The organism is Streptomyces sp. TRM70350, assembly GCF_019219825.1.
Classification (GTDB): domain Bacteria; phylum Actinomycetota; class Actinomycetes; order Streptomycetales; family Streptomycetaceae; genus Streptomyces.
Map to the genome: position 1 here is coordinate 1 of NZ_JAHUXH010000009.1, position 20,457 is coordinate 20,457.

The window sequence follows — 20,457 nt, forward strand, 5'->3', positions numbered from 1 at the left end:
TACGACTGCAGGGTCCCGCCTGTGGATAACCGACTCACCCGTCTCCGCCGACCTGGCAGCATGGCCGTGTGACAGCAGCAACGCACTCCACCCTCTTCCCGCAGGTACCGGACTCGGCCGACGCGGTACTGGAAGGGCTCGACCCCGAGCAGCGCGAGGTCGCCACCGCGCTGCACGGACCGGTGTGCGTGCTGGCAGGCGCCGGCACCGGAAAAACCCGGGCGATCACCCACCGGATCGCCTACGGCGTGCGCGCCGGCATCCTGCAGCCTTCCAGCGTGCTCGCCGTCACCTTCACCAACCGGGCCGCCGGCGAGATGCGCGGCCGCCTCCGCCAACTCGGCGCCGCCGGGGTCCAGGCCCGTACGTTCCACTCGGCGGCCCTGCGTCAACTCCAGTACTTCTGGCCGAAAGCCGTCGGTGGTTCGATGCCCCGGCTGGTCGACCGCAAGGTCCAGCTCGTCGCCGACGCGGCCGCCGCCTGCCGTATCCGCCTGGACCGGGGCGAGTTGCGGGACGTCACCGGCGAGATCGAATGGTCCAAGGTCACCCAGACCGTCCCGTCCGACTACGCGTTCGCAGCCGCCAAGGCCGGCCGCGAGGTGCCCCGTGATCCGGCCGAGATCGCCCAGGTCTACGCCGCCTACGAGGACCTCAAGCGGGACCGCGCGGTCATCGACTTCGAGGACGTCCTGCTGCTGACCGTCGCCATCCTCCAGGACCGGCACGACATCGCCGACCAGGTGCGCGCCCAGTACCAGCACTTCGTGGTCGACGAGTACCAGGACGTCAGCCCTCTCCAGCAGCGCCTGCTCGAACTCTGGCTCGGCGACCGGGACAACCTGTGCGTGGTCGGCGACGCCAGCCAGACGATCTACTCGTTCACAGGAGCAACACCCGACTACCTCCTCGACTTCCGCACCCGCCACCCAGGCGCCACCGTCGTCAAGCTGGTCCGCGACTACCGCTCCACGCCCCAGGTCGTCCACCTCGCCAACGGACTGCTCGCCCAGGCCCACGGTCGCGCCGCCGACCATCGGCTGGAACTGGTCTCCCAGCGCCCCGCAGGCCCCGAGCCCGCCTACACCGAGTACACCGACGAGCCCGCGGAGGCCGAGGGCGCCGCCCGCCGCATCCGCGAACTGCTCGACGCCGGGATCCCAGCCAGCGAAATCGCCGTCCTGTTCCGTACGAACGCCCAGTCCGAGACCTACGAGCAGGCGCTCGCCGACGCCGGGATTCCCTATCAGCTGCGCGGCGCCGAGCGGTTCTTCGACCGGCCCGAGGTGCGCAAGGCAGGCATCGCCCTGCGCGGCGCGGCCCGCTTCGGCGGCAACGACTCCCTCCTCGACGAGGCCGTCGACCTGCCCTCCCAGGTCCGGGCCGTGCTGTCCGGAGAGGGCTGGACGACCACGCCCCCGGCCGGCTCCGGTGCCGTCAGAGAGCGCTGGGAGTCCCTGGCCGCGCTCGTCAACCTCGCCCAGGACTTCGCCGCCGCCCAGCCCGGCGCCACCCTCGCCGACCTCGTCGCGGAACTCGACGAACGGGCGGGCGCCCAGCACGCCCCGACCGTGCAGGGCGTCACCCTCGCCTCCCTGCACTCGGCCAAGGGCCTGGAGTGGGACGTCGTCTTCCTGGTCGGTGTCGCCGAGGGCATGATGCCGATCACCTACGCGAAGACGGACGAACAGATCGAGGAGGAACGCCGCCTCCTCTACGTCGGCGTCACCCGCGCCCGCTCACACCTGCACGTCTCCTGGGCACTCGCCCGCTCACCCGGCGGCCGCCCGAACCGCCGCCCCAGCCGCTTCCTCGACGGACTGCGCCCCGGCTCCGCCGCAGCCGCGGGCCGCGCCGGCGCCGGGGCCGCGGGCGGCATCGAACGCGGCTACTCCAGCGGAGGCGGAGCAAACGGCACAGGCGGCCCCGCCGCCCCACGACGGACGCAGCGCGCCCCCGCCCGCTGCCGGGTCTGCGGACGCACGCTCACCGACGCCGGTGAGATGAAGCTGATGCGCTGTGAGGACTGTCCCTCCGACATGGACGAGGGGCTGTACGAGCGGTTGCGGGACTGGCGTGCGGTTCAGGCCCGGCGCAGTGGTCAGCCCGCCTTCTGCGTCTTCACGGACAAGACACTCATGGCGATCGCCGAGGCCGCCCCGGACGAGGAGGGCGAGTTGGCACGCATCCCCGGCGTCGGCATGCGCAAGCTCAACCGCTACGGAGCCGACGTTCTGGCCATCTGCGCAGGCCAAGAGCCCGGGAGAGAGGAAGACGGGGACTGATGCCAACTCGTCGAAAAAATAGTTTGCGCATGCCCCAGCAATCCCCATAGGTTCTTACGCACGGGGACAGCGGCCTTCCTGAGGCCCTGATTCCGTGTTGTACTTGCATATCCGTCGGACTGGCTCACCCCAGTCCCCCGAGACGCCGAGAGGAGGCGAGTCCAGTGATCAGCATCAAGAACAGCACCACCAGCATCGACAAAATGACCGATCGCTCGGTCGCCTCCGTGTGCATGCTCGGCGCCTCCAACCCGGGCACCGGTCTGTCCGGCATTCGTGCCGTCCGTCCGGCGTCCTCCCTGTCCCTCGCGGGCCTTCCCGTCCGCGAGTGCGATGAGCGACCGACCAAGGCACTGGAAGCGGCAGTACTGGCACAGGCCCAGGCCTATGCCTTTACGGCGACCGGTGCCGGATTCCGGAAGCAGACGACGCAGCACCACCTGATGTGGGCCTTCCGTGGGCCAGAACCCTGGAGTGATCCAGCCTGATCGGCAGTCAGGCCGGCGCCTTCAGGGCCGCGGAACCCCATCCGGGATCCGCGGCCCTTCTGTTTGTCCCGAACGGGACGGCGGAGCGAAGGGGCTTCGGGACAAGAAAAGAACCCGGTACCAGCCGCCACCCGGTCCCACCGGACCGGAACGACCAGACGAGGAAGACGACACCGTGCAACTCGAAGCGCACGCCCCGTCCGTACCGCCTTCGGAAACGATCCCCCCGCCCGGCCTCACGGAGGACTCCACCTTGACCCCGCTCACCGCGCTCACCGCGCTCGACGACGCCATCGAGAACCTCGGCGTGCCCGTCCCCTGCCGTTCCTACGACCCGGAGGTCTTCTTCGCCGAGTCGCCGGCGGACGTCGAGTACGCCAAGTCCCTCTGCCGCACCTGCCCGCTGATCGAGGCCTGCCTCGCCGGCGCCAAGGAGCGGCGTGAGCCCTGGGGTGTTTGGGGTGGCGAGCTGTTCGTCCAGGGTGTCGTCGTCGCCCGGAAGCGGCCGCGTGGCCGCCCGCGCAAGAACCCGGTCACGGCATGAACACCCCAGGAACGATCGACCGCCCTCTCACGCACGACCCCCAGAAGCAGGCCCCGATGAAGCCGTCCACCAACGAGCCCACCGGCTCCGCGACCCCAGATGTCACCACCACCGGCGCGAACGACTCGCGTCAGAACAGGACCCGAGAGATGCAACTCATCCCAGAAGCCCTGGCTCGTGCCCATATGCACGACCGCCTGCGTGAGGCGCAGCAGCAGCGCCAGGCCATGCGGCTGGTGGCCGCCCGCCGTATGCAGCGCCGGGCCGAGCGCGCCTCGCGGCGCGCCCGGCGGGCGCTCGCCATGGCCGTCATGCAGTAACCGCCACACCTCAAGCGGTGGCCTCCCGTCCCGAGGAGGCAGGTGCTTTCCCGCGGGGGCCGGTCCGGCCGAACGGACCGGCCCCCGCGGTGCGTTGTACCCGCCGGTCCGCCGGTCACGGCGATATCGTCGCCGGATGACGAGTCTTCCCGGAGGCAGCGACAAGGGCGGCTCCGCCCCGGAACCCCGCCCCATCGTCTGCGCCCGCTGCGGCAACCAGGCCCGCGCGCCCCAGCCGACCTGGACCTGCTCCGTGGAGAACGGCAAGCGCCGCTACTTCTGCGAGGCCTGCTCTCGGGAGAACCTGAGGGCCATTGAGGGGCGACTGGATTCAGCGTGGTGGTGAGGGCAGGCGCCCACACCGCCGGATCGTGACCTGACTACCGCCCATGCACACCCCTACGAAAACGGCAGCCCAGCAACACGGCTCACGCCTCAGCCGCCGCCGAGCCCCCCTCCTCCACCGCCTCCTCCGGCAGGAATCCCGGCAGCCACTCCTCCAGTTCCTCGCGCAGGCGGACCGTGGCGTTCAGCTGGCACAGGACGCCGATCGTGCTGAGGGTCACTCGGTGTATCAGGAGATACGCCGGGGGGAGGTTGAGCTGCTTGCCGAGTTGGTACGCGGGGGAGCGGATGTCGGCCACACGGGCCGCCTGGCTGCGCATCCAGCCGCGGGTGAAGGTGAACTCGTCGACGCGGGCCGGTTCGATGATCGGCAGCAGGTAGTCGAGGACCGCGTCCGGGTCGAGTGCGATGGACTCCTTGACGAAGCCCTCGGCGCAGAGCAAGTCGTAGACGGCCTGTGCCTCGCCGTCCAGCGTCATGCGCAGGGAGTCGCCGATGGGGGTCGGCAGGCCGCCCGGGAGGCGGTCGACCGTGCCGAAGTCCAGGACGCCCAGACGCCAGTCGTCCTCCCCGGCCGGACCGCCTGGCAGGAGGCGGAAGTTGCCGGGGTGCGGGTCGGCGTGCAGCAGGCCCGTGCGGGCGGGGCCGGAGAAGAGGAAGCGGGCAAGGAGCTGGCCGGCGCGGTCGCGCTGCTCCTGGGTGCCGTCCGCGATGATCTCCGACAGCGGGACACCCTCGATCCACTCGGTGATCAGGACCTCGTCGCACTGGTGGACCACGGCGGGCACCACCACGTCCGGGTCGTCGGCGAACTCATCGGCGTGCGCCTGCTGGGCCTGGGCCTCCAGGCCGTAGTCCAGCTCCTCCGAGACGCGGTCCTTCAGCTCCGCGATCAGCGGCTTGATGTCCATGCCGGGGATCAGCGGCCCCAACAGCCGTGCGAAGCGGCTCAGTTGGTTGAGGTCGGACAGCAGGGCCTCGCCGGCTCCCGGGTACTGCACCTTGATCGCGACCTCACGGCCGTCGTGCCACACCCCGCGGTGCACCTGGCCGATCGATGCCGCCGCGGACGGCTTGTCCTCGAACTCCAGGAACAACTCCCGCCAGTCCTCGCCGAGCCGTTCCGCGAGCACCGCGTGCACGGTGCGCGTCGGCATCGGCGGCGCCGCGTCCTGGAGCTTGGTCAGGGCAGCCCGGTAGGGCCCGGCGATCTCCTCGGGCAGCGCCGACTCGAAGACGGACAGGGCCTGCCCGAACTTCATCGCGCCACCCTTGAGCTCGCCGAGCACCTTGAAGAGCTGCTCCGCGGTGCGCTGCTGCAGTTCGCGGCCGACGAGCTCCGCGGACTCGCCGACGATCCGCTTGCCCAGCCCCCAGGTCGCCCGCCCGGCGAAGCCGAGCGGCAGCGCGGCGAGCTTGGCGGTCCGGGTGACCGCTTTGCGGGGAAGATCAGACATGCGCCCTCCAAGTCCCAGCCGGCCGCGCCGCGCCTGCCCGACGGCGTACGTCCGTTGACGACCGTTCCACCGCCATTGTCTCTTGTGCCTCCCCGTCCTTTGAGGCGCGTTCCCCCTTGGCTTTCTCCGTACCCTTCTCCGCCGCCCCGCACGGGCATGCCGGATGCGCCCAGACGGGGCGCGCGTGCCACTGGAGGACCGGTACGGAGATCTCCCAGCGGGCTCCCGCGCTGGTCGGACGGCGGCCGTCGAGGAAGGCGAGGGCGTGCGCGGCCGTCAGGCCGGCCACCGTGGTGGCCAAGGTCACGTCGCACGGGCGGACGTGGCGGTGCCGGCCCGAGCGCCACTGGGCGACCAGGCGGGGCCAGGTCGGATCCCGGTCCGTCCGGCCCTCGTGCAGGCAGCGGGCGCAGCCCGTGTCGCCCGGGAGGACGAAGGGGCCGACCACGCCGGTGCCCTCGACGACCCCGGCGTACAGGTGGGGCGTGCCGGAGGCGATCAGGGGCTCGGCGGTGTCCGGGGCGGGGGCGTGCACGGCGACGTCGTCGCGTGGGGCGAGGACCACCAGGGAGAAACCCGGGTCGGCCGGTTCCGTCGGGGCCCGGTGATCGCGGCGGGGCGGGCGGTCCGGGGCGGCCCTGCGGACGACCCGGCGGGCGGCCTCGTCACGGCGCTCGCCGATGGACTCGGCGGGCAGCCCGCCCGGCGCCACGTCCCAGGGCTCGACGCAGCCGCCGTCGCGCACGTCCACCTCGCCGACGCCGGCGGCCGACAGCAGCGCCGCCACCGTGGCGCCCACGCGGCCGGCGCCGCGTACCTGCACCCGCAGGGAGCGGCGGGCGGCGAGGCGTCGGATCGCGTCGCCCGGCTCGGCGGTGGTCATGGACAGCGTGGCCAGGTCCGGGCGCAGCCGGTCGAGGACGGCCTGCTTGCCGCGCAGGGCGTCGGCGGCCGGTCCGCCGCCCTTGGCGTCGTCGAGGAGTCCGGATCGGGCCAGTCGCCGGATCAGTTCGTCGACGTGGCCGTCGGGCAGGTCCATCCGGCGGCCCTCCTCGCGCAGGAGCGGCAGCCCGCGTGTGCCGTTCAGCAGCTCAAGGAAGCTGCCCGTCGCGGTGGCCATCGGACCCAGCGTCATCGCGTGCGCCGGCGTCATGCCGAACTGCACGGTGTTGAGGTCGCGCCAGCCGCGCCGCAGCGCGGGTTTCACCATCGGATGCATCACAGGCCCCCGTAGTCAGGAAAGTCCCTGAATGTCACTGTTCGGCGATGAGGTGGCCGGGTTGGTCCGGTCCGGCCGTGTCGTCGCCGACGAGTGCCAGCATGCCCGGCCTGGCGGTGTGGCGCCGAAAGTTATCCACAGGCGGGGAAAGTTTGTCGTACAAATCAAACGCATGGTGGGGGGATCGGAATCGAACCCTCCCGGACCCGGGACTTCCCCCGTGTGCAGCGGGTAACGTCGGGGCGTGTCCGCCGACCCACTCCACCGCGCCGGAAAGCCGCACCGCGGCACGACGAGCCCGCCGCCGAGCGGTTCGAAGGCGAGCGTGATCGAGGTGCGCCGGAGCGCTCGTCGACGCCGGACGGTCTCCGCCTACCGCGAGGGCGATCGCACTGTCGTGCTCATCCCAGCCCGGATGTCCGAGGCCGAGGAGCGGCGCTGGGTGACCGTCATGCTCGACAAACTGGCCGCTCAGGAGAGCAAGCGGGTGCTGGGCGACGCCGAGTTGACCGAGCGTGCCGAGCGGCTGTCCGCCCAGTACTTCGACGGCCGCGCGCGGCCCACGTCGGTGCGCTGGGTCACCAACCAGAACACGCGCTGGGGTTCGTGCACCCCGTCCGAGGGCAGCATCCGCCTGTCGCACCGGCTGCAGGGCATGCCCGAGTACGTCGTCGACTACGTACTCCTGCACGAGCTGGCGCATCTGCTGGTGCCCGGGCACGGGCCCCGCTTCTGGCGGCTGCTGGAGGTGTATCCGCGCACCGAGCGGGCCCGGGGCTATCTCGAAGGGGTGGTCGCCGCCGACCGGTTGCCGCATCTGCCCACCGCGCGCGGGGAGTGATCCCCCTCGCCGCACGTGCTTCGGGCGTGGCGGAGAAAGAGGTTGTGTACCGGGTCTGTACCGACTTCGTCCGGTGTCCGAGTTTGCCGTTAGCCTGGCGCGACGCACTCGCACTTCGGGATGGGGGACGGTCGTTACGCATGGCCAGGGAATTCCAACGCGGCCACAAGGCCAGGATCAGTGACCTCACCGCGGGCACGGATCTGTACGTAGGCGTGCAGATCTCGGCCCCTGGACTGACCTTCGACATCAGCTGCTTCGGTCTGGACGCCGACGAACGGCTCTCGGACGACCGGTACTTCGTCTTCTTCAACCAGCCGAAGTCCCCCGAGGAGGCCATCCAGCTCCTGGGCGCCCAGGCGGGCGACACGGAGTCCTTCCGGGTCACGCTCGACAGGATCCCACCGCAGATCCAGAAGCTGTCCTTCACGGCGACCATCGACGGCGCCGGGCAGATGTCGCAGGTCAATCCCGGCTACATCCGTATCGTCGCGGGCGGCGAGGAGGTGGCCCGGTACTCGTTCAACGGCTCGGAGTTCTCCACCGAACGGGCCGTGATGCTGGGCGACTTCTACCTGAAGGACGTGTGGCGGTTCGCGGCCGTCGGACAGGGCTTCGACGGTGGCCTGGACGCGCTGCTGAAGAACTTCGGCGGCGAGGTGCTCGAAGAGGAGACGCCGGCCGAGCCGCAGCCCCAGACGGGTGCCGCTCCCGGCTTCGCCCCGCCCGCACAGGCCTCCGCGCCACCCGCCTTCGGCGTCCCCACCGGCCCGGCCCCGACTCCTGCTCCGGCACCGGCCCCCGCTCCGGCCCCCGCGCCGCAGCCCGCCGCGCAGGGCTTCGTGCCGCCCGCGGGTGTCACGCCGCCTCCGGCTCCCGCCCCGGCGCCCGCGCCCCAGGTGCACACCGCGCCCACTGTCGTCGCGCCCATGACCCCGCCCGGCGGCGCCGCCGCCGTACCGCCGCCCGCCCCGGCACCCGCGCCGCCCTACGGCGGCCAGCCGCAGCCCCCGTACGGGCAGCCGCCCCAGCAGCAGCCCCCGTACGGGCAGGCCGCCCCGGGCCAGACCGCCCCGCTGCCCCCCGGCTACGGTCAGCCGCCCGCCCCGCAGACCCCCACCCCGCCCCCCGGCTACGGCCAGCCGACCCCGCCTCCGGGCTACGGCCAGCAGGCCCCCTATGGAGCGCCCCAGCCCGCGCCGCAGGGCGCTCCCCAGGCGCCCGGTGTCGCCGGTGCGCTCCAGAAGTTCAAGGAGACACCCACCGGGCAGCGCTGGACGCAGCAGAACAAGAAGCTCGTCCGCGTGGACCTCGGTATCGGCGGCCAGCCCGTGCTGGCCCGGCAGGGCAGCATGGTGCTCTACCAGGGCAAGGTCGACTTCAGCTACAAGGGCGCCGGGTTCACCGGCCGGATCGTCGGCAACGCGACCGGCCAGGAGATGCAGCTGATGCGCTGTACGGGCCAGGGACAGGTGTTCCTCGCCGAGAACTCCACGATGCTGCACCCCATCGAACTCCAGGGCGACGGCATCTGCGTCTCGGCCGAGAACGTCCTCGCGTTCGACGAGAGCCTCCAGTACGAGGTCCGCCGCATCGAGGGTCACGGCATCCCCGGCGGTGCGCTGTTCACCATGCAGTTCACCGGCACCGGCACCATCGTCGTCAAGACGCACGGCACGCCCGTGGTGCTGCCGGTCACGCCGACGACGTTCGCCGACTGCAACGCAGTGGTGGCCTGGTCGGCCGCCTCCCAGGTGGTCGTCTCCAGCCAGGTACGGATGCGCCGCAACGCCTACCCCGGCGACACCGGGGAGAGCGTCAACCTCCAGTTCCGGGGCGCGCCCGGCAACTTCATCGTCGTCCAGCCGTACGAGATCTGAAGGGAGAGCCCGTCATGAACCAGCCGCTCGCGGGCTACGCCCCCGCACCCGTCACCGCCCGCATGGAGAACCACGGCAACCACATGCTGAAGGTCGCCATGCAGACCGGACACGACCTCCTCGCGCGCGTGGGGTCGATGGTCGCCTACGAGGGCTTCATCCAGTACGAGCCCAACCCGCCGGCCGTGCGCCAGATCGCCCGCGACTGGGTGACCGGCGAGGGCGCGCCCCTGATGAAGTGCTCCGGCGACGGACTGCTCTACCTCGCCGACTACGGCGCCAACGTCGTCGTGATCAATCTGGGCGGGGACGGCATCTCCGTCAACGCCACCAACCTGCTCGCCTTCGACGCGCACCTCACCTGGGGCGTAGAACGGGTCAAGGGGCTGGCGAAGTTCGCCGGACAGGGCCTGTGGAACACCCGGATCTCCGGGCAGGGCTGGGTCGCCCTGACCTCCCGGGGCAAGCCGATCGTCGTCGACTGCGGCGGTGGCGAGAACGAGACGTACGTCGACCCGGACGCGCTCGTCGCCTGGTCCCCGAACCTCAAGGTGAAGGGCAAGCGCAGCTTCAAGGCGCAGTCACTGATCGGCCGGGGCAGCGGCGAGGCCTACCAGATGGCCTTCTCCGGCGAGGGCATCGTCGTCGTCCAGCCCAGCGAGGACAGCACCGACCGTCTTCGGATCCGGGGCTGAAGGGGAGCACCACACCATGCAGAGTCCGCTTTTCGCCTACAACGACCAGCAGACCCAGGAACGCTGGAGCCTGCAGAACAAGCAGATGCTGCGCGTCACCCTGGAAGGCCACGACGACATCCTGGCCCGCAAGGGCACCATGGTCGCCTACCAGGGGCTCGTCGAGTTCGACGCCGAGTTCCAGGGCAACCAGCAGGCACGCGCGCGTGCGCGCACCGGTGAGGGCCTGGACCTGATGCGCTGCCACGGGCAGGGCACGGTCTACCTCGCCAACCTCAAGCAGCACGTGCACGTGGTGGACGTGGACCAGGACGGGCTGACCGTCGACAGCAGCTATGTGCTGGCGATGGACTCCTCGCTGCACCACGAGGTCGTCGCCGTGGACAGCCTCTACGGCATCTCCGGCTCCGGGAAGTACCAGCTCAACATCACCGGCCGTGGCAAGGTCGCACTCATGACCTCGGGCATGCCGCTGATGATGCAGGTGACGCCCGACAAGTACGTCAACTGCGACGCCGACGCGATCGTCGCCTGGTCGACGGCCCTGCGCGTGCAGATGCAGGCCCAGACGCACTCCTCCGGGGTGTGGCGGCGCCGCGGCAGCACCGGTGAGGGCTGGGAGCTCAGCTTCATGGGCACCGGTTTCGTGCTCGTCCAGCCCAGCGAACTGCTGCCGCCGCAGAACGCCCAGATCGGGTCCGGCGTCGCCGCGCAGTACGGCATGGGGCAGCAGGGGGCTCGGGGGCAGAACCAGGGGAACGCCTGGAGCTGACCGTCCGGAAAGCATCTGCAGCTGACCGTCGGAAAAGCAAACGTAAGGGGCGCCCGCTCAAGCGGACGTCCCTTACACGTTCAGAGCCTGGCGCGGGTCGCCTCCACCAGTCGTACGACCGAGTCGTCGGCGATGCCCGCCACCTCGTCGTAGGGGAACCAGCGCAGGTCGAGGGACTCGTCGCTGATCGCCTCCACGGCTCCGGCCGGAGCGAGCGCCGCGTACTGGACGTCGAGGTGCCAGGCGCACGGCGTGTGGTGCCGGTCCAGGCGGACGGGACCGCCCGGCAGCAGGGTCAGGCCCCCGATGCCCGACTCCTCGGTGCCCTCGCGCAGGGCGGCGGCCGCCAGGGAGACGTCCCCGGGCTCGCAGTGACCGCCCATCTGCAGCCACATGCGCAGCTTCCGGTGCAGGGTCAGCAGCACCCGGCCGCGTTCCGGGTCGATCACCAAGGCGCTCGCCGTGAGGTGACCGTCCTCGCAGGACTTCCACATGCCGTCCGGGTGGGCCGCGAGGTGGTCGAGGTAGACCCCGCGCAGCTCTTGCTGGTCCTCGTAGCTCTTGAGTACGAGGACCGCGTCGTCATGGAGGCTCACTCGACGTCGTCGCCCTTGTCGCCGCCCTCGTCCTTCTTCAGGTTCGGCTTTCCGGAGGGCCCGTCCGCCGCCTCGCCGAGCATCTTGTCCAGCTCGGAGAAGTCCAGCTGCTCGCGGTGCACGAAGCCGTCCGGGTCGTCCAGGTCGTTCGCGGTCGGCAGCATGTCCGGGTGGGCCCACAGGGCGTCCCGGCCGTCGACACCGCGCGCGTCCGTCAGGGACGCCCACAGGCGGGAGGCGTCGCGCAGCCGGCGCGGGCGCAGCTCCAGACCGATCAGCGTGGCGAAGGTCTGCTCGGCCGGGCCGCCCGAGGCGCGGCGGCGGCGCAGGGTCTCGCGCAGCGCGTCGGCGGACGACAGACGGGGCTTGGCGGCCGCGTGCACAACGGCGTCCACCCAGCCCTCGACGAGTGCCAGAGCCGTCTCCAGACGGGCCAGCGCCGCCTTCTGCTCGGGCGTGTCCTCCGGCTGGAACATGCCCTGCTGCAGCGCGTCCTGCAACTGCTCGGGGTTCTGCGGGTCGAACTGGCCGACCACGTCCTCCAGCTTGGCCGTGTCGACCTTGATCCCGCGCGCGTACCCGTCGACCGCGCCGAACAGGTGCGAGCGCAGCCACGGCACGTGCGCGAACAGGCGCTGGTGGGCGGCCTCGCGCAGGGCGAGATACAGCCGTACCTCCTCCTTGGGCACGCCCAGGTCCTTGCCGAACACCTCGATGTTCACCGGCAGCAGCGCGGCCTTGCCGGCCGGGCCGAGCGGCAGGCCGATGTCGGTCGAGCCGACGACCTCGCCCGCGAGCACGCCCACGGCCTGCCCGATCTGCGTACCGAACATCGCGCCGCCCATCGAGCGCATCATGCCGATCAGCGGGCCGGCCATGGCCTGCATCTCCTCCGGCAGGACGTCACCCATGGCGGCGCCGACGCGCTCGGCGACCGGGTCGACGAGTTCCTGCCACGCGGGCAGGGTCGCCTCGACCCACTCCGCGCGGCTCCAGGCCACCGCGGAGGCGGCACCGGACGGCAGGGACGTCGCGTCGTCCAGCCACAGGTCGGCCAGGCGGACGGCCTCCTGGACCGCGGTGCGCTCGGCGGGGCCGACGCTCGCGTCCTTCGTGCCGTCCGGCGTGCCCTGGGAGACCGTCTGGCGGGCGATCTGCTTGGCCATGTCCCAGTTCACCGGGCCGCCCTCGTAGGAGAGCATCTGGCCCAGCTGCTGGAACGCGGCGCCCAGGTCGGTGGGGTTCAGCGAACCGAACATGGCAGCGAGCGGATTGTCCGCACCGGGGCCACCAAAGCCTCCGGCACCGGGCAGCCCGCCGAATCCGAACGGGTTGGCCGGTCCCTGACCACCACCGCTCTGCTGGTCCTTCTTCTTGCCCTCGTCGCCGTCTTCCGGCTCCTCCGGCGGAAGGCCGAATCCGAATGGGGTGTCACTCACGGGATTCCTCGGCTGTTAAGGCCGCCGGTCTTCCCCGACGGCACGACTGCCCTACAACACCACCCAGCCTAGACACCCCGGGGCGGTTCGGGCCTCGGTGCTTCGCCGACTCACGGCCTGCGGCAGGATGGATGCCACCTGGTACGTACGCGTCACTCGCGCTCGTATGTGAAGACAACCGCTGGAGACACCCGGTGAGTTCCCCAGATCCGCAGGTTCGCGCAGCGCGAAACCCGTCAACCACTCCCGCCCTGCGCGGGCCCGTCGTCGCGGTCACCGGCGCCGCGTCCGGCGTGGGTGCGCTGCTCACCGCGCGGCTGGCCGCGTCGGACGGGATCAAGCAGGTCATCGCCATCGACGAGCGGCGCGGCGAGTGCGCCGCGGCGCAGTGGCACATCCTCGACGTGCGGGATCCGGCGATCGCGGAGAAGCTGCGGGGCGCGGACGTGGTGGTGCATCTGGCGCTCGACCTGGACCTGGAGACGGACGCGGCCGCCCGTACGGCGTACAACGTGCGCGGGACGCAGACCGTGCTGACCGCCGCCGCGGCGGCCGGGGTGCACCGGGTGGTGCTGTGCACGTCGGCGATGGTCTACGGGGCGCTGCCGGACAACGAGCTGCCGCTGTCGGAGGACGCCGAGCTGCGGGCGACGGCGGAGGCCACCGGGGTGGGGGACCTGCTGGAGATCGAGCGGCTGGCGCGGCGGGCGCCGCGGGCGCACCCGGGGCTCAATGTCACCGTGGTGCGGCCCGCTGTCCTGGTGGGAGGCACGGACACCGCACTGACCAGGTACTTCGAGTCGCCTCGGCTGCTGGTCGTCGCCGGGTCGCGGCCGGCCTGGCAGTTCTGTCACGTCGAGGATCTGTGCAGTGCTCTGGAGTACGCCGTCCTGGAGAAGGTCGAGGGGGAGCTCGCCGTCGGGTGCGACGGGTGGCTGGAGCAGGAGGAGGTCGAGGAGCTGAGCGGGATCCGGCGGATGGAGCTGCCGTCGGCGGTGGCGCTGGGAGCAGCGGCCCGGCTGCACCGGATCGGGCTGACGCCGTCTCCGGCAGGGGATCTGGCGTACACGATGTACCCCTGGGTGGTCAGCGGAAGCCGGCTGCATGACGCCGGGTGGCGGGCTCGGTGGACCAACGAGGAAGTGCTCGCCGAGCTGCTGGAGGAGGTTTCCGGGCGGCATACGGTGGCCGGGCGACGGCTGGGGCGCAAGGACGCGACGGCTGCGGGGGCCGCGGGGGCGACGGTGGCCCTGCTGGGTGCGGCGGCTGTGGTGCGGCGGGCTCGGAAGGCTCGGCGACGGCTGTGACGGGCCGTGGGCTGCGGCGGGCGTCGGAGTTTAACGCCCCCGCCGTCCCTATCGTGTCTCTCGCCCCCGCCGTCCTAGTCGTGTTTCTCGCCCCCGCCGCCCCTACCGTCCCCTCCTGAGGGCCGCCCCCAGACCCCCGCTTCGGCCTGAAACGGCCTCGTCCTCAAGCGCGGGCGGGCTGAGAAGACGTGGCCCGCGCCGAAAAGCGGGCGTCTCCCTGTAGGAGGCTCCAAGACCGTACACGCGCGTGCCAGGTGAAAGCGCCATTCCCCCGCGTCGTGCGCGTGCGGCACGATGGATGCATGGCAGCCACCAATGATCACCCTGGCGAGCAGGGCGCACAGCAGCCCATCAAACTGATCGCCATCCGCGAGTCGGCCCTCTCCCTCGACGAGGTCTTCCAGGCCGTCGGGGACGACGCCGCCGGGGGAACCGCCCTGTTCGTGGGGACCGTGCGCAATCACGACGGGGGTGCCGATGTCGACGAGCTCGGGTACTCCTGTCACCCGAGCGCCGAGGCCGAGATGCGGCGGATCGCCGAGAAGGTCGTCGCCGACTTCCCGGTGCGGGCGCTGGCCGCCGTACACCGTGTGGGGGATCTGAAGGTCGGGGATCTCGCTGTCGTGGTCGCCGTGTCCTGTCCGCACCGCGGGGAGGCCTTCGAGGCCTGCCGGAAGCTGATCGACGACCTCAAGCACGAGGTGCCGATCTGGAAGCACCAGAAGTTCTCCGACGGAACCGAGGAGTGGGTGGGGGCCTGCTGACCCCCCGGCCGGGCGACTACCGGTTGCGTAACCGCACCCCTGGCGTGAGCGTTGTCTGAGCAGACGGTTAATCTGTTGATCATTCAGTTCGCGGACGCTCAGGGGTTTGGAGGTCGGCATGGCGTCGCTCGCCTGGTTGCTGATTCCGCTTGTGGCCGCTGTCGGCGCGGGCCTGTGGGGCAGTTGGGCCAACAGAACCCGCAAGGCCCGCAGCGACGGCCCCGAACTGGACGGCTACGCCCGCTTCTGCGCGGCCATGGAGAAGACCCACACCGGTCCGTGACCCTGTCGGGCGGCCCTCACGGTGCGCTGACAGAGCCGTCCCGTACTGTCGTGACATGCCACGCCGCACCGCGACGATGCTCGCCTCCACCCTGATGCTGATCGCGCTCCTGTGCGCGGGAGTGCTCATCCCCGTGCCGTACTCGGAGATGTCCCCGGGGCCGACGGTGAACACGCTGGGGGACCACGACGGCGAGCCGGTGCTGCAGATCTCCGGACGCAAGACCTACCCGACGGACGGTCACCTCAACATGACCACCGTCCGCGTCACCAGCGCCGACTACAGGATGAACCTCGTCGAGGCCGTCTACGGCTGGCTCGCGCACGACAACAAGGTCGTCCCGCACGACACCCTCTACCCGGACGGCAAGACCGAGGAGGAGTCCACCCAGGAGAACGCCGAGGAGTTCAGCCAGTCCCAGGAGAGCGCCAAGGTCGCCGCACTGAAGGAACTCGGCGTCAAGGTGCAGTCCTGGGTGATCGTCTCCACCGTCGTGAAGGACTCCCCGGCCGAGGGCAGGCTGCACGCCGGTGACGTGATCAAGGCAGTCGACGGTACGACGGTGAAGGAGCCCGCCGACGTGGCCGAGCTGGTGACCAAGCACAAGCCGGGCGAGGACGTCGTCTTCACGATCGTGCCCGCCAAGGAGCAGGCCGCCGCCGAGAAGGAGAAGCGCGAGCCGCTGAAGACGGAGAAGATCACGATCCCCACGACGACCTCCGACGACGCCGGCGAGAAGCGCGCCATCGTCGGGATCTCGGCCGGCACCGACCACACCTTCCCGTTCACCATCGACATCAAGCTCGCCGACGTCGGCGGTCCGAGCGCCGGCCTGATGTTCGCGCTCGGCATCTACGACAAGCTCACCCCGGGCTCCCTCACCGGCGGCTCGTTCGTCGCCGGCACCGGCACCATCGACGACGACGGCAGGGTCGGCCCGATCGGCGGCGTCGAGATGAAGACCGTCGGCGCGCGCGGCAAGGGCGCCCAGTACTTCCTGACGCCCGCCGACAACTGCACGGCCGCCGCCAAGGACACCCCCAAGGGCCTCACCCTCGTCAAGGTCAACACCATCGACGACGCCCTCGGCGCCCTGAAGGACATCCGCGACGGCGACACCGCCGACCTGCCGAAGTGCACGGCCAAGGGCTGATCAGGAGACGCACCCCGGGCATGCGGACGCACCCGGCGCCGTGCATCGGGCACGCGGACGCACCCGGCGACGTACCACCGGCCCGACTCAGTCCTCGAACGTGGCCGCCAGCGCCTGCGCCAGACCCGGTACCAGCTCGGAGCCGGTGAGGACCTCCGTCGGGGAGTCCTTCTCACGCAGCCGCAGGGCCGACTCGCGCGCCCCGTCGCGCAGGACGGCGACCGTCATGCGCACCTCCTGGCGCTCGGGGTGCCGGGCGACCCACTGGGCGAGCGCGGCCTCGTCCAGATCGTCCGGGACCTGGGCCTCGGCGGACGGCGGCAGCATCAGCCGCTCCACCGTGAGCGCGCATCCGGCCACCGCCTCGGGCCAGGCGATGGTGCCGAGGAACTCGTCGAGCGGCTTGTCCGTTGGGATTTCGTCCTGCTCGATCGGGGTCAGACCGGCGGCGTCCGGCTCGTCGCCCAGGCCGAGCTGCGCCGCCAGCGCGGGTTCCTGTGCCCGCAGCTGCGCGGTGTCTACGAGGGCGAAGAGGCGTGCGGGCTGGTCCCAGCCGAGGCCGGAGGCGTACTCGTCGATCTCGAGTACGGCCCGGGTGAGCGGGCTCGCCGCCATGGGTGTGTTGGACATGGTCACAATCCTGCCTCGTTCCCGCCCGGAATCGGGAACCGAGTAAAGGGTGAGTAAGTTGCATAGGTAGGGCCTACGATCACGGGGCCCGTCGACGGCCCGCGAAAACGGGGGCCTGACAGACCAACAGCGATTTTCGAGGTGCCACCTTGGCTTTCCAGATGCCGGACCGCGGCGGAGGCCCGACGGGGCCACGGATCAGAGTGGGCCGCCCGTCCCGGCGTGTCCGGACCCTGCTCATGACATTGGGCGTCCTAGCCGTGCTCGGCATGGCGTTCACCATGTTCGCGGGCTTCTGGACGGACTGGCTGTGGTACCGGTCGGTGGACTACTCGTCCGTCTTCACCACCACCCTGTGGACCAAGATCGGGCTCTTCTTCGTCTTCGGCCTGCTCATGGCCGTCGCCGTCGGGTTCAACATCTGGCTGGCCCACCGGCTGCGCCCCCCGCTGAGCGCGATGTCGATGGAGCAGCAGAGTCTCGACCGCTACCGGATGGGCATCGCGCCGTACAAGAAGTGGCTGCTGCTCGGGATCACGGCCCTGGTGGGCCTGATCGCCGGCGCGTCCGCGTCCGGGCAGTGGCGGACCTGGCTGATGTGGGTCAACGGCGTGCCGTTCGGGCAGAAGGACCCCCAGTTCCAGCTGGACGTCGCGTTCTACGCCTTCGACCTGCCCTGGTACCGGTTCCTGCTCGGCTTCGGCTTCGCCGCCGCGATCCTCTCCCTGATCGCCGCCGCGCTCACGCACTACCTGTACGGCGGGCTGCGCGTCACCAGCCCGGGCGCGCGCGCCACGGCCGCCGCGACCGGACATCTGTCGGTGCTGATCGGTTTCTTCGTCGCCCTGAAGGCGGTCGCCTACTGGCTCGACCGGTACGGCCTGGCGGTCAAGTCCAGCGACTTCAAGGCGACGGACAACTGGACGGGCCTGAGGTACGTCGACGCCAACGCCTATCTGCCGGCCAAGACGATCCTGTTCTGCATCGCCGTCATCTGCGCCCTGCTGTTCTTCTCGACGATCTGGCGGCGCACCTGGCAGCTGCCGCTCATCGGCTTCGGTCTGATGGTGCTGTCGGCGATCCTGATCGGCGGGCTGTACCCGGCGATCGTGCAGAAGTTCCAGGTCCAGCCGAACGAGCAGGCCAAGGAAGCGCCGTACGTCGAGAAGAACCTCACGGCGACGCGTGAGGCGTACGGCATCGACGGCACGCAGGTCACCGAGTACTCGGGCACGGCGAACACCAAGGACGCCAGCAAGCTGCGGGATGAGGTCGATGCCACGGCGAGCATCCGCATCATGGACCCGAACATCATCTCGCCGACCTTCCAGCAGCTCCAGCAGATGCGGAAGTACTACGCGTTCCCGACCAACCTGGACGTCGACCGCTACGGCGAGGACGGCAAGGAGCAGGACACGGTCATCGGTCTGCGGGAGCTGAACTACGCGGGCATCGACAAGAAGAACTGGATCAACAACCACTTCCGCTACACCCACGGATACGGCGTGGTCGCCGCGGAGGGCACCTCCGTGGACTCCGAGGGCCGCCCGGTCTTCACCGAGTCCGACCTGCCCTCCAAGGGCAAGCTCGGCTCGTACGAGCAGCGGATCTACTACGGCGAGAAGACCAACACGTACTCGATCGTCGGCGGTCCCCAGAAGGAGATCGACTACTCCGACGACAGTGGTGAGAAGACCTACAGCTACGAGGGCAAGGGCGGCGTCGACCTCGAGAACCCGATAAACCGGGCCGCCTACGCGGTGGCGCTCAACGAGCCGCAGATCATCTACTCCGGTGCGATCGGCGATGGTTCGCGGATCCTGTACAACCGCACGCCCAAGGAGCGCGTCGAGGCGGTCGCCCCGTGGCTGACCATCGACGGCGACGCCTACCCGGCGATCGTCAACCACCGGATCCAGTGGATCGTCGACGCGTACACGACCACGAACGGATACCCGTACGCCTCGCGTACGACCCTCGGCGACACCACCGCCGACTCGCTGACCGCGACCAACGACCAGCGCGCGGTGGTGGCCCAGCAGAACCAGGTCAACTACATCCGCAACTCGGTGAAGGCGACCGTCGACGCGTACACCGGCGAGGTCAAGCTCTACCAGTGGGACACCCAGGACCCGGTCCTGAAGACCTGGATGAAGGCGTTCCCCGGTACGGTGGAGCCCAAGTCGGGGATCTCCGACGCGCTCATGGCTCATCTGCGGTACCCGCAGGACCTGTTCAAGGTCCAGCGCGAGCTGCTGACCCGCTACCACGTGAAGGACGCGGACACGTTCCTCAGCGGCAGCGAGGTGTGGCAGGTGCCGGACGACCCGACCAACAAGTCGGGCGACGCGGTGCCGCCGTACTACCTCAGCATGAAGATGCCCGACCAGAAGGAACAGGCGTTCTCACTGACGACGACCTTCACGCCCAACGGCCGGGACAACCTCAGCGCGTTCATGGCGGTCGACGCCGAGGCGGGCAAGAGTGACTACGGCAAGATCAGAATCCTGAAACTGCCGACGAGCACGACGGTCAACGGACCCAAGCAGGTACAGAGCCAGTTCAACTCCGAACAGGACATCGCCGAATCCATCCGGCTGCTGAGAGGCGGCGACTCGGAGGTGGAGTACGGCAACCTGCTGACGGTACCGCTGGACGGCGGCCTGCTCTACGTGGAGCCGGTCTACGTACGCGGTGGTGGACTCCAGTACCCGCTGCTGCGCAAGGTGTTGGTGAGCTACGGCGGCAACACCGCGTTCGAGGACACCCTCGACGAGGCCCTCAACAAGGTGTTCGGCGCGGAGGGTTCGACCCCGCCGCCGGAGGAGGATGCCGACGAGGGCGACGGCGACACCACGACGCCGCCGCCGACGAACGAGAACCCGACGGTCCAGCAGGCGCTCAACGACGCCCAGAAGGCCTTCGAGGCCGGCCAGGAGGCGTTGAAGAACGGCGACTGGGAGGCGTACGGAAGGGCGCAGCAGGACCTGGAGGCGGCGCTGCGGCGCGCCGAGGAGGCGCAGTCGCGGGCCGGCGGCGCCGGCGGCGCAGCAGGCAGCCCGAGTCCCACCGGCAGCCCGAGTCCCACCGGTAGTCCGAGTCCCACCGGCAGCCCGCGGAGCGGCTGATCGAAAAGCTCCTCCCGCGTCGTGATACGGTTGCCGAACAACGACGCGGGGTGGAGCAGCTCGGTAGCTCGCTGGGCTCATAACCCAGAGGTCGCAGGTTCAAATCCTGTCCCCGCTACTGAAGTCGACGTGATGTCGGCCTGGTCGAAGGCCCGGATCCTCCAAGGATCCGGGCCTTCGTGGTGTGCGAACACATGTGCCGACGTGTGGGATCGCCGTGCCGCCGTGGGGAGTTGGGAGATCTGTGTTTGACTTGTCTCTCTGTGGGCATGTCGACAAAACGCTGAAGTGACCTCACTGGCTGCGGTATA

General features: G+C 70.3%; 19 protein-coding genes and 1 tRNA gene. 15 read left to right on the forward strand and 5 right to left on the reverse strand.

Features of this window, described 5'->3' with window-relative positions:
- Nucleotides 1–68 precede the first annotated feature (68 nt).
- The 5 genes from KWI83_RS16235 (at nucleotide 69) to KWI83_RS16255 (ending at nucleotide 3,983) form a co-directional block, all read left to right on the forward strand.
- Nucleotides 69–2,285 (forward strand): ATP-dependent DNA helicase UvrD2, encoded by a 2,217-nt coding sequence (locus tag KWI83_RS16235; RefSeq protein ID WP_218515072.1) that lies wholly within the window; start codon nucleotides 69–71, stop codon nucleotides 2,283–2,285.
- Between the two features lie 164 nt (nucleotides 2,286–2,449).
- Nucleotides 2,450–2,773: a hypothetical protein gene (locus tag KWI83_RS16240; RefSeq protein WP_218515073.1), complete on the forward strand. Its 324-nt coding sequence runs from the start codon at nucleotides 2,450–2,452 to the stop codon at nucleotides 2,771–2,773.
- Between the two features lie 175 nt (nucleotides 2,774–2,948).
- Nucleotides 2,949–3,317 (forward strand): WhiB family transcriptional regulator, encoded by a 369-nt coding sequence (locus tag KWI83_RS16245; protein ID WP_019072119.1) that lies wholly within the window; start codon nucleotides 2,949–2,951, stop codon nucleotides 3,315–3,317.
- The gene (locus KWI83_RS16250) at nucleotides 3,314–3,637 is read left to right on the forward strand and encodes a hypothetical protein (protein WP_218515074.1); all 324 of its coding nucleotides are present in this window, start codon (nucleotides 3,314–3,316) and stop codon (nucleotides 3,635–3,637) included. The genes KWI83_RS16245 and KWI83_RS16250 overlap by 4 nt, the downstream gene beginning before the upstream one ends.
- 136 nt (nucleotides 3,638–3,773) lie before the next feature.
- Nucleotides 3,774–3,983, forward strand: a complete 210-nt coding sequence (locus KWI83_RS16255; protein ID WP_218515075.1) for a hypothetical protein — start codon at nucleotides 3,774–3,776, stop codon at nucleotides 3,981–3,983.
- A gap of 82 nt (nucleotides 3,984–4,065) precedes the next feature.
- Here the strand turns inward: KWI83_RS16255 and KWI83_RS16260 are convergent, their stop codons facing one another.
- Both KWI83_RS16260 and KWI83_RS16265 read right to left on the reverse strand, forming a co-directional pair.
- Complete coding sequence (locus KWI83_RS16260; protein WP_218515076.1) at nucleotides 4,066–5,439, reverse strand: AarF/ABC1/UbiB kinase family protein; 1,374 nt, start codon at nucleotides 5,437–5,439, stop codon at nucleotides 4,066–4,068.
- Nucleotides 5,432–6,658, reverse strand: a complete 1,227-nt coding sequence (locus tag KWI83_RS16265) for a TOMM precursor leader peptide-binding protein (protein WP_218515077.1) — start codon at nucleotides 6,656–6,658, stop codon at nucleotides 5,432–5,434. Before KWI83_RS16265 ends, KWI83_RS16260 begins: the two co-directional genes overlap by 8 nt.
- 244 nt (nucleotides 6,659–6,902) lie before the next feature.
- Between KWI83_RS16265 and KWI83_RS16270 the strand changes: the two genes are divergently transcribed.
- The 4 genes from KWI83_RS16270 to KWI83_RS16285 all read left to right on the forward strand — a co-directional run bounded on the left by KWI83_RS16270 (nucleotide 6,903) and on the right by KWI83_RS16285 (nucleotide 10,846).
- On the forward strand, nucleotides 6,903–7,499 hold the full coding sequence (locus KWI83_RS16270; protein WP_218515078.1) for a M48 family metallopeptidase: 597 nt from the start codon (nucleotides 6,903–6,905) through the stop codon (nucleotides 7,497–7,499).
- A gap of 140 nt (nucleotides 7,500–7,639) precedes the next feature.
- Entirely contained in the window at nucleotides 7,640–9,379 is a 1,740-nt protein-coding gene (locus KWI83_RS16275; RefSeq protein WP_218515079.1) for a TerD family protein, read from the forward strand.
- Nucleotides 9,380–9,393: 14 nt separating this feature from the next.
- Complete coding sequence (locus KWI83_RS16280; protein ID WP_218515080.1) at nucleotides 9,394–10,074, forward strand: AIM24 family protein; 681 nt, start codon at nucleotides 9,394–9,396, stop codon at nucleotides 10,072–10,074.
- Nucleotides 10,075–10,090: 16 nt separating this feature from the next.
- Nucleotides 10,091–10,846: an AIM24 family protein gene (locus KWI83_RS16285; RefSeq protein ID WP_218515081.1), complete on the forward strand. Its 756-nt coding sequence runs from the start codon at nucleotides 10,091–10,093 to the stop codon at nucleotides 10,844–10,846.
- An 80-nt stretch (nucleotides 10,847–10,926) separates the two neighbouring features.
- Here the strand turns inward: KWI83_RS16285 and KWI83_RS16290 are convergent, their stop codons facing one another.
- Both KWI83_RS16290 and KWI83_RS16295 read right to left on the reverse strand, forming a co-directional pair.
- Entirely contained in the window at nucleotides 10,927–11,442 is a 516-nt protein-coding gene (locus KWI83_RS16290; protein WP_218515082.1) for an NUDIX hydrolase, read from the reverse strand.
- Nucleotides 11,439–12,881, reverse strand: coding sequence for a zinc-dependent metalloprotease (locus KWI83_RS16295; RefSeq protein WP_218515083.1), 1,443 nt, complete (start codon nucleotides 12,879–12,881; stop codon nucleotides 11,439–11,441). Before KWI83_RS16295 ends, KWI83_RS16290 begins: the two co-directional genes overlap by 4 nt.
- Nucleotides 12,882–13,075: 194 nt before the next feature.
- Between KWI83_RS16295 and KWI83_RS16300 the strand changes: the two genes are divergently transcribed.
- From KWI83_RS16300 to KWI83_RS16315, 4 genes are all read left to right on the forward strand, one after another.
- Nucleotides 13,076–14,188, forward strand: a complete 1,113-nt coding sequence (locus tag KWI83_RS16300) for an SDR family oxidoreductase (protein WP_218515084.1) — start codon at nucleotides 13,076–13,078, stop codon at nucleotides 14,186–14,188.
- A gap of 302 nt (nucleotides 14,189–14,490) precedes the next feature.
- Nucleotides 14,491–14,952 carry a molybdenum cofactor biosynthesis protein MoaE gene (locus KWI83_RS16305; RefSeq protein WP_218515085.1) on the forward strand — a complete coding sequence of 154 codons (462 nt, stop codon included), beginning with the start codon at nucleotides 14,491–14,493 and terminating at the stop codon, nucleotides 14,950–14,952.
- Between the two features lie 106 nt (nucleotides 14,953–15,058).
- Nucleotides 15,059–15,235, forward strand: coding sequence for a hypothetical protein (locus KWI83_RS16310; protein WP_218515293.1), 177 nt, complete (start codon nucleotides 15,059–15,061; stop codon nucleotides 15,233–15,235).
- A 55-nt stretch (nucleotides 15,236–15,290) separates the two neighbouring features.
- Nucleotides 15,291–16,388, forward strand: a complete 1,098-nt coding sequence (locus KWI83_RS16315; protein ID WP_218515086.1) for a PDZ domain-containing protein — start codon at nucleotides 15,291–15,293, stop codon at nucleotides 16,386–16,388.
- A gap of 87 nt (nucleotides 16,389–16,475) precedes the next feature.
- Here KWI83_RS16315 and KWI83_RS16320 read toward each other — a convergent pair whose 3' ends face one another.
- Entirely contained in the window at nucleotides 16,476–17,018 is a 543-nt protein-coding gene (locus tag KWI83_RS16320) for a PPA1309 family protein (RefSeq protein WP_218515087.1), read from the reverse strand.
- Nucleotides 17,019–17,179: 161 nt separating this feature from the next.
- Between KWI83_RS16320 and KWI83_RS16325 the strand changes: the two genes are divergently transcribed.
- A complete protein-coding gene (locus KWI83_RS16325) occupies nucleotides 17,180–20,146 on the forward strand; it encodes a UPF0182 family protein (RefSeq protein WP_218515273.1) in 2,967 nt (988 codons plus the stop codon).
- A gap of 44 nt (nucleotides 20,147–20,190) precedes the next feature.
- A tRNA-Met gene (locus tag KWI83_RS16330) sits at nucleotides 20,191–20,264 on the forward strand.
- Nucleotides 20,265–20,457: the final 193 nt, after the last annotated feature.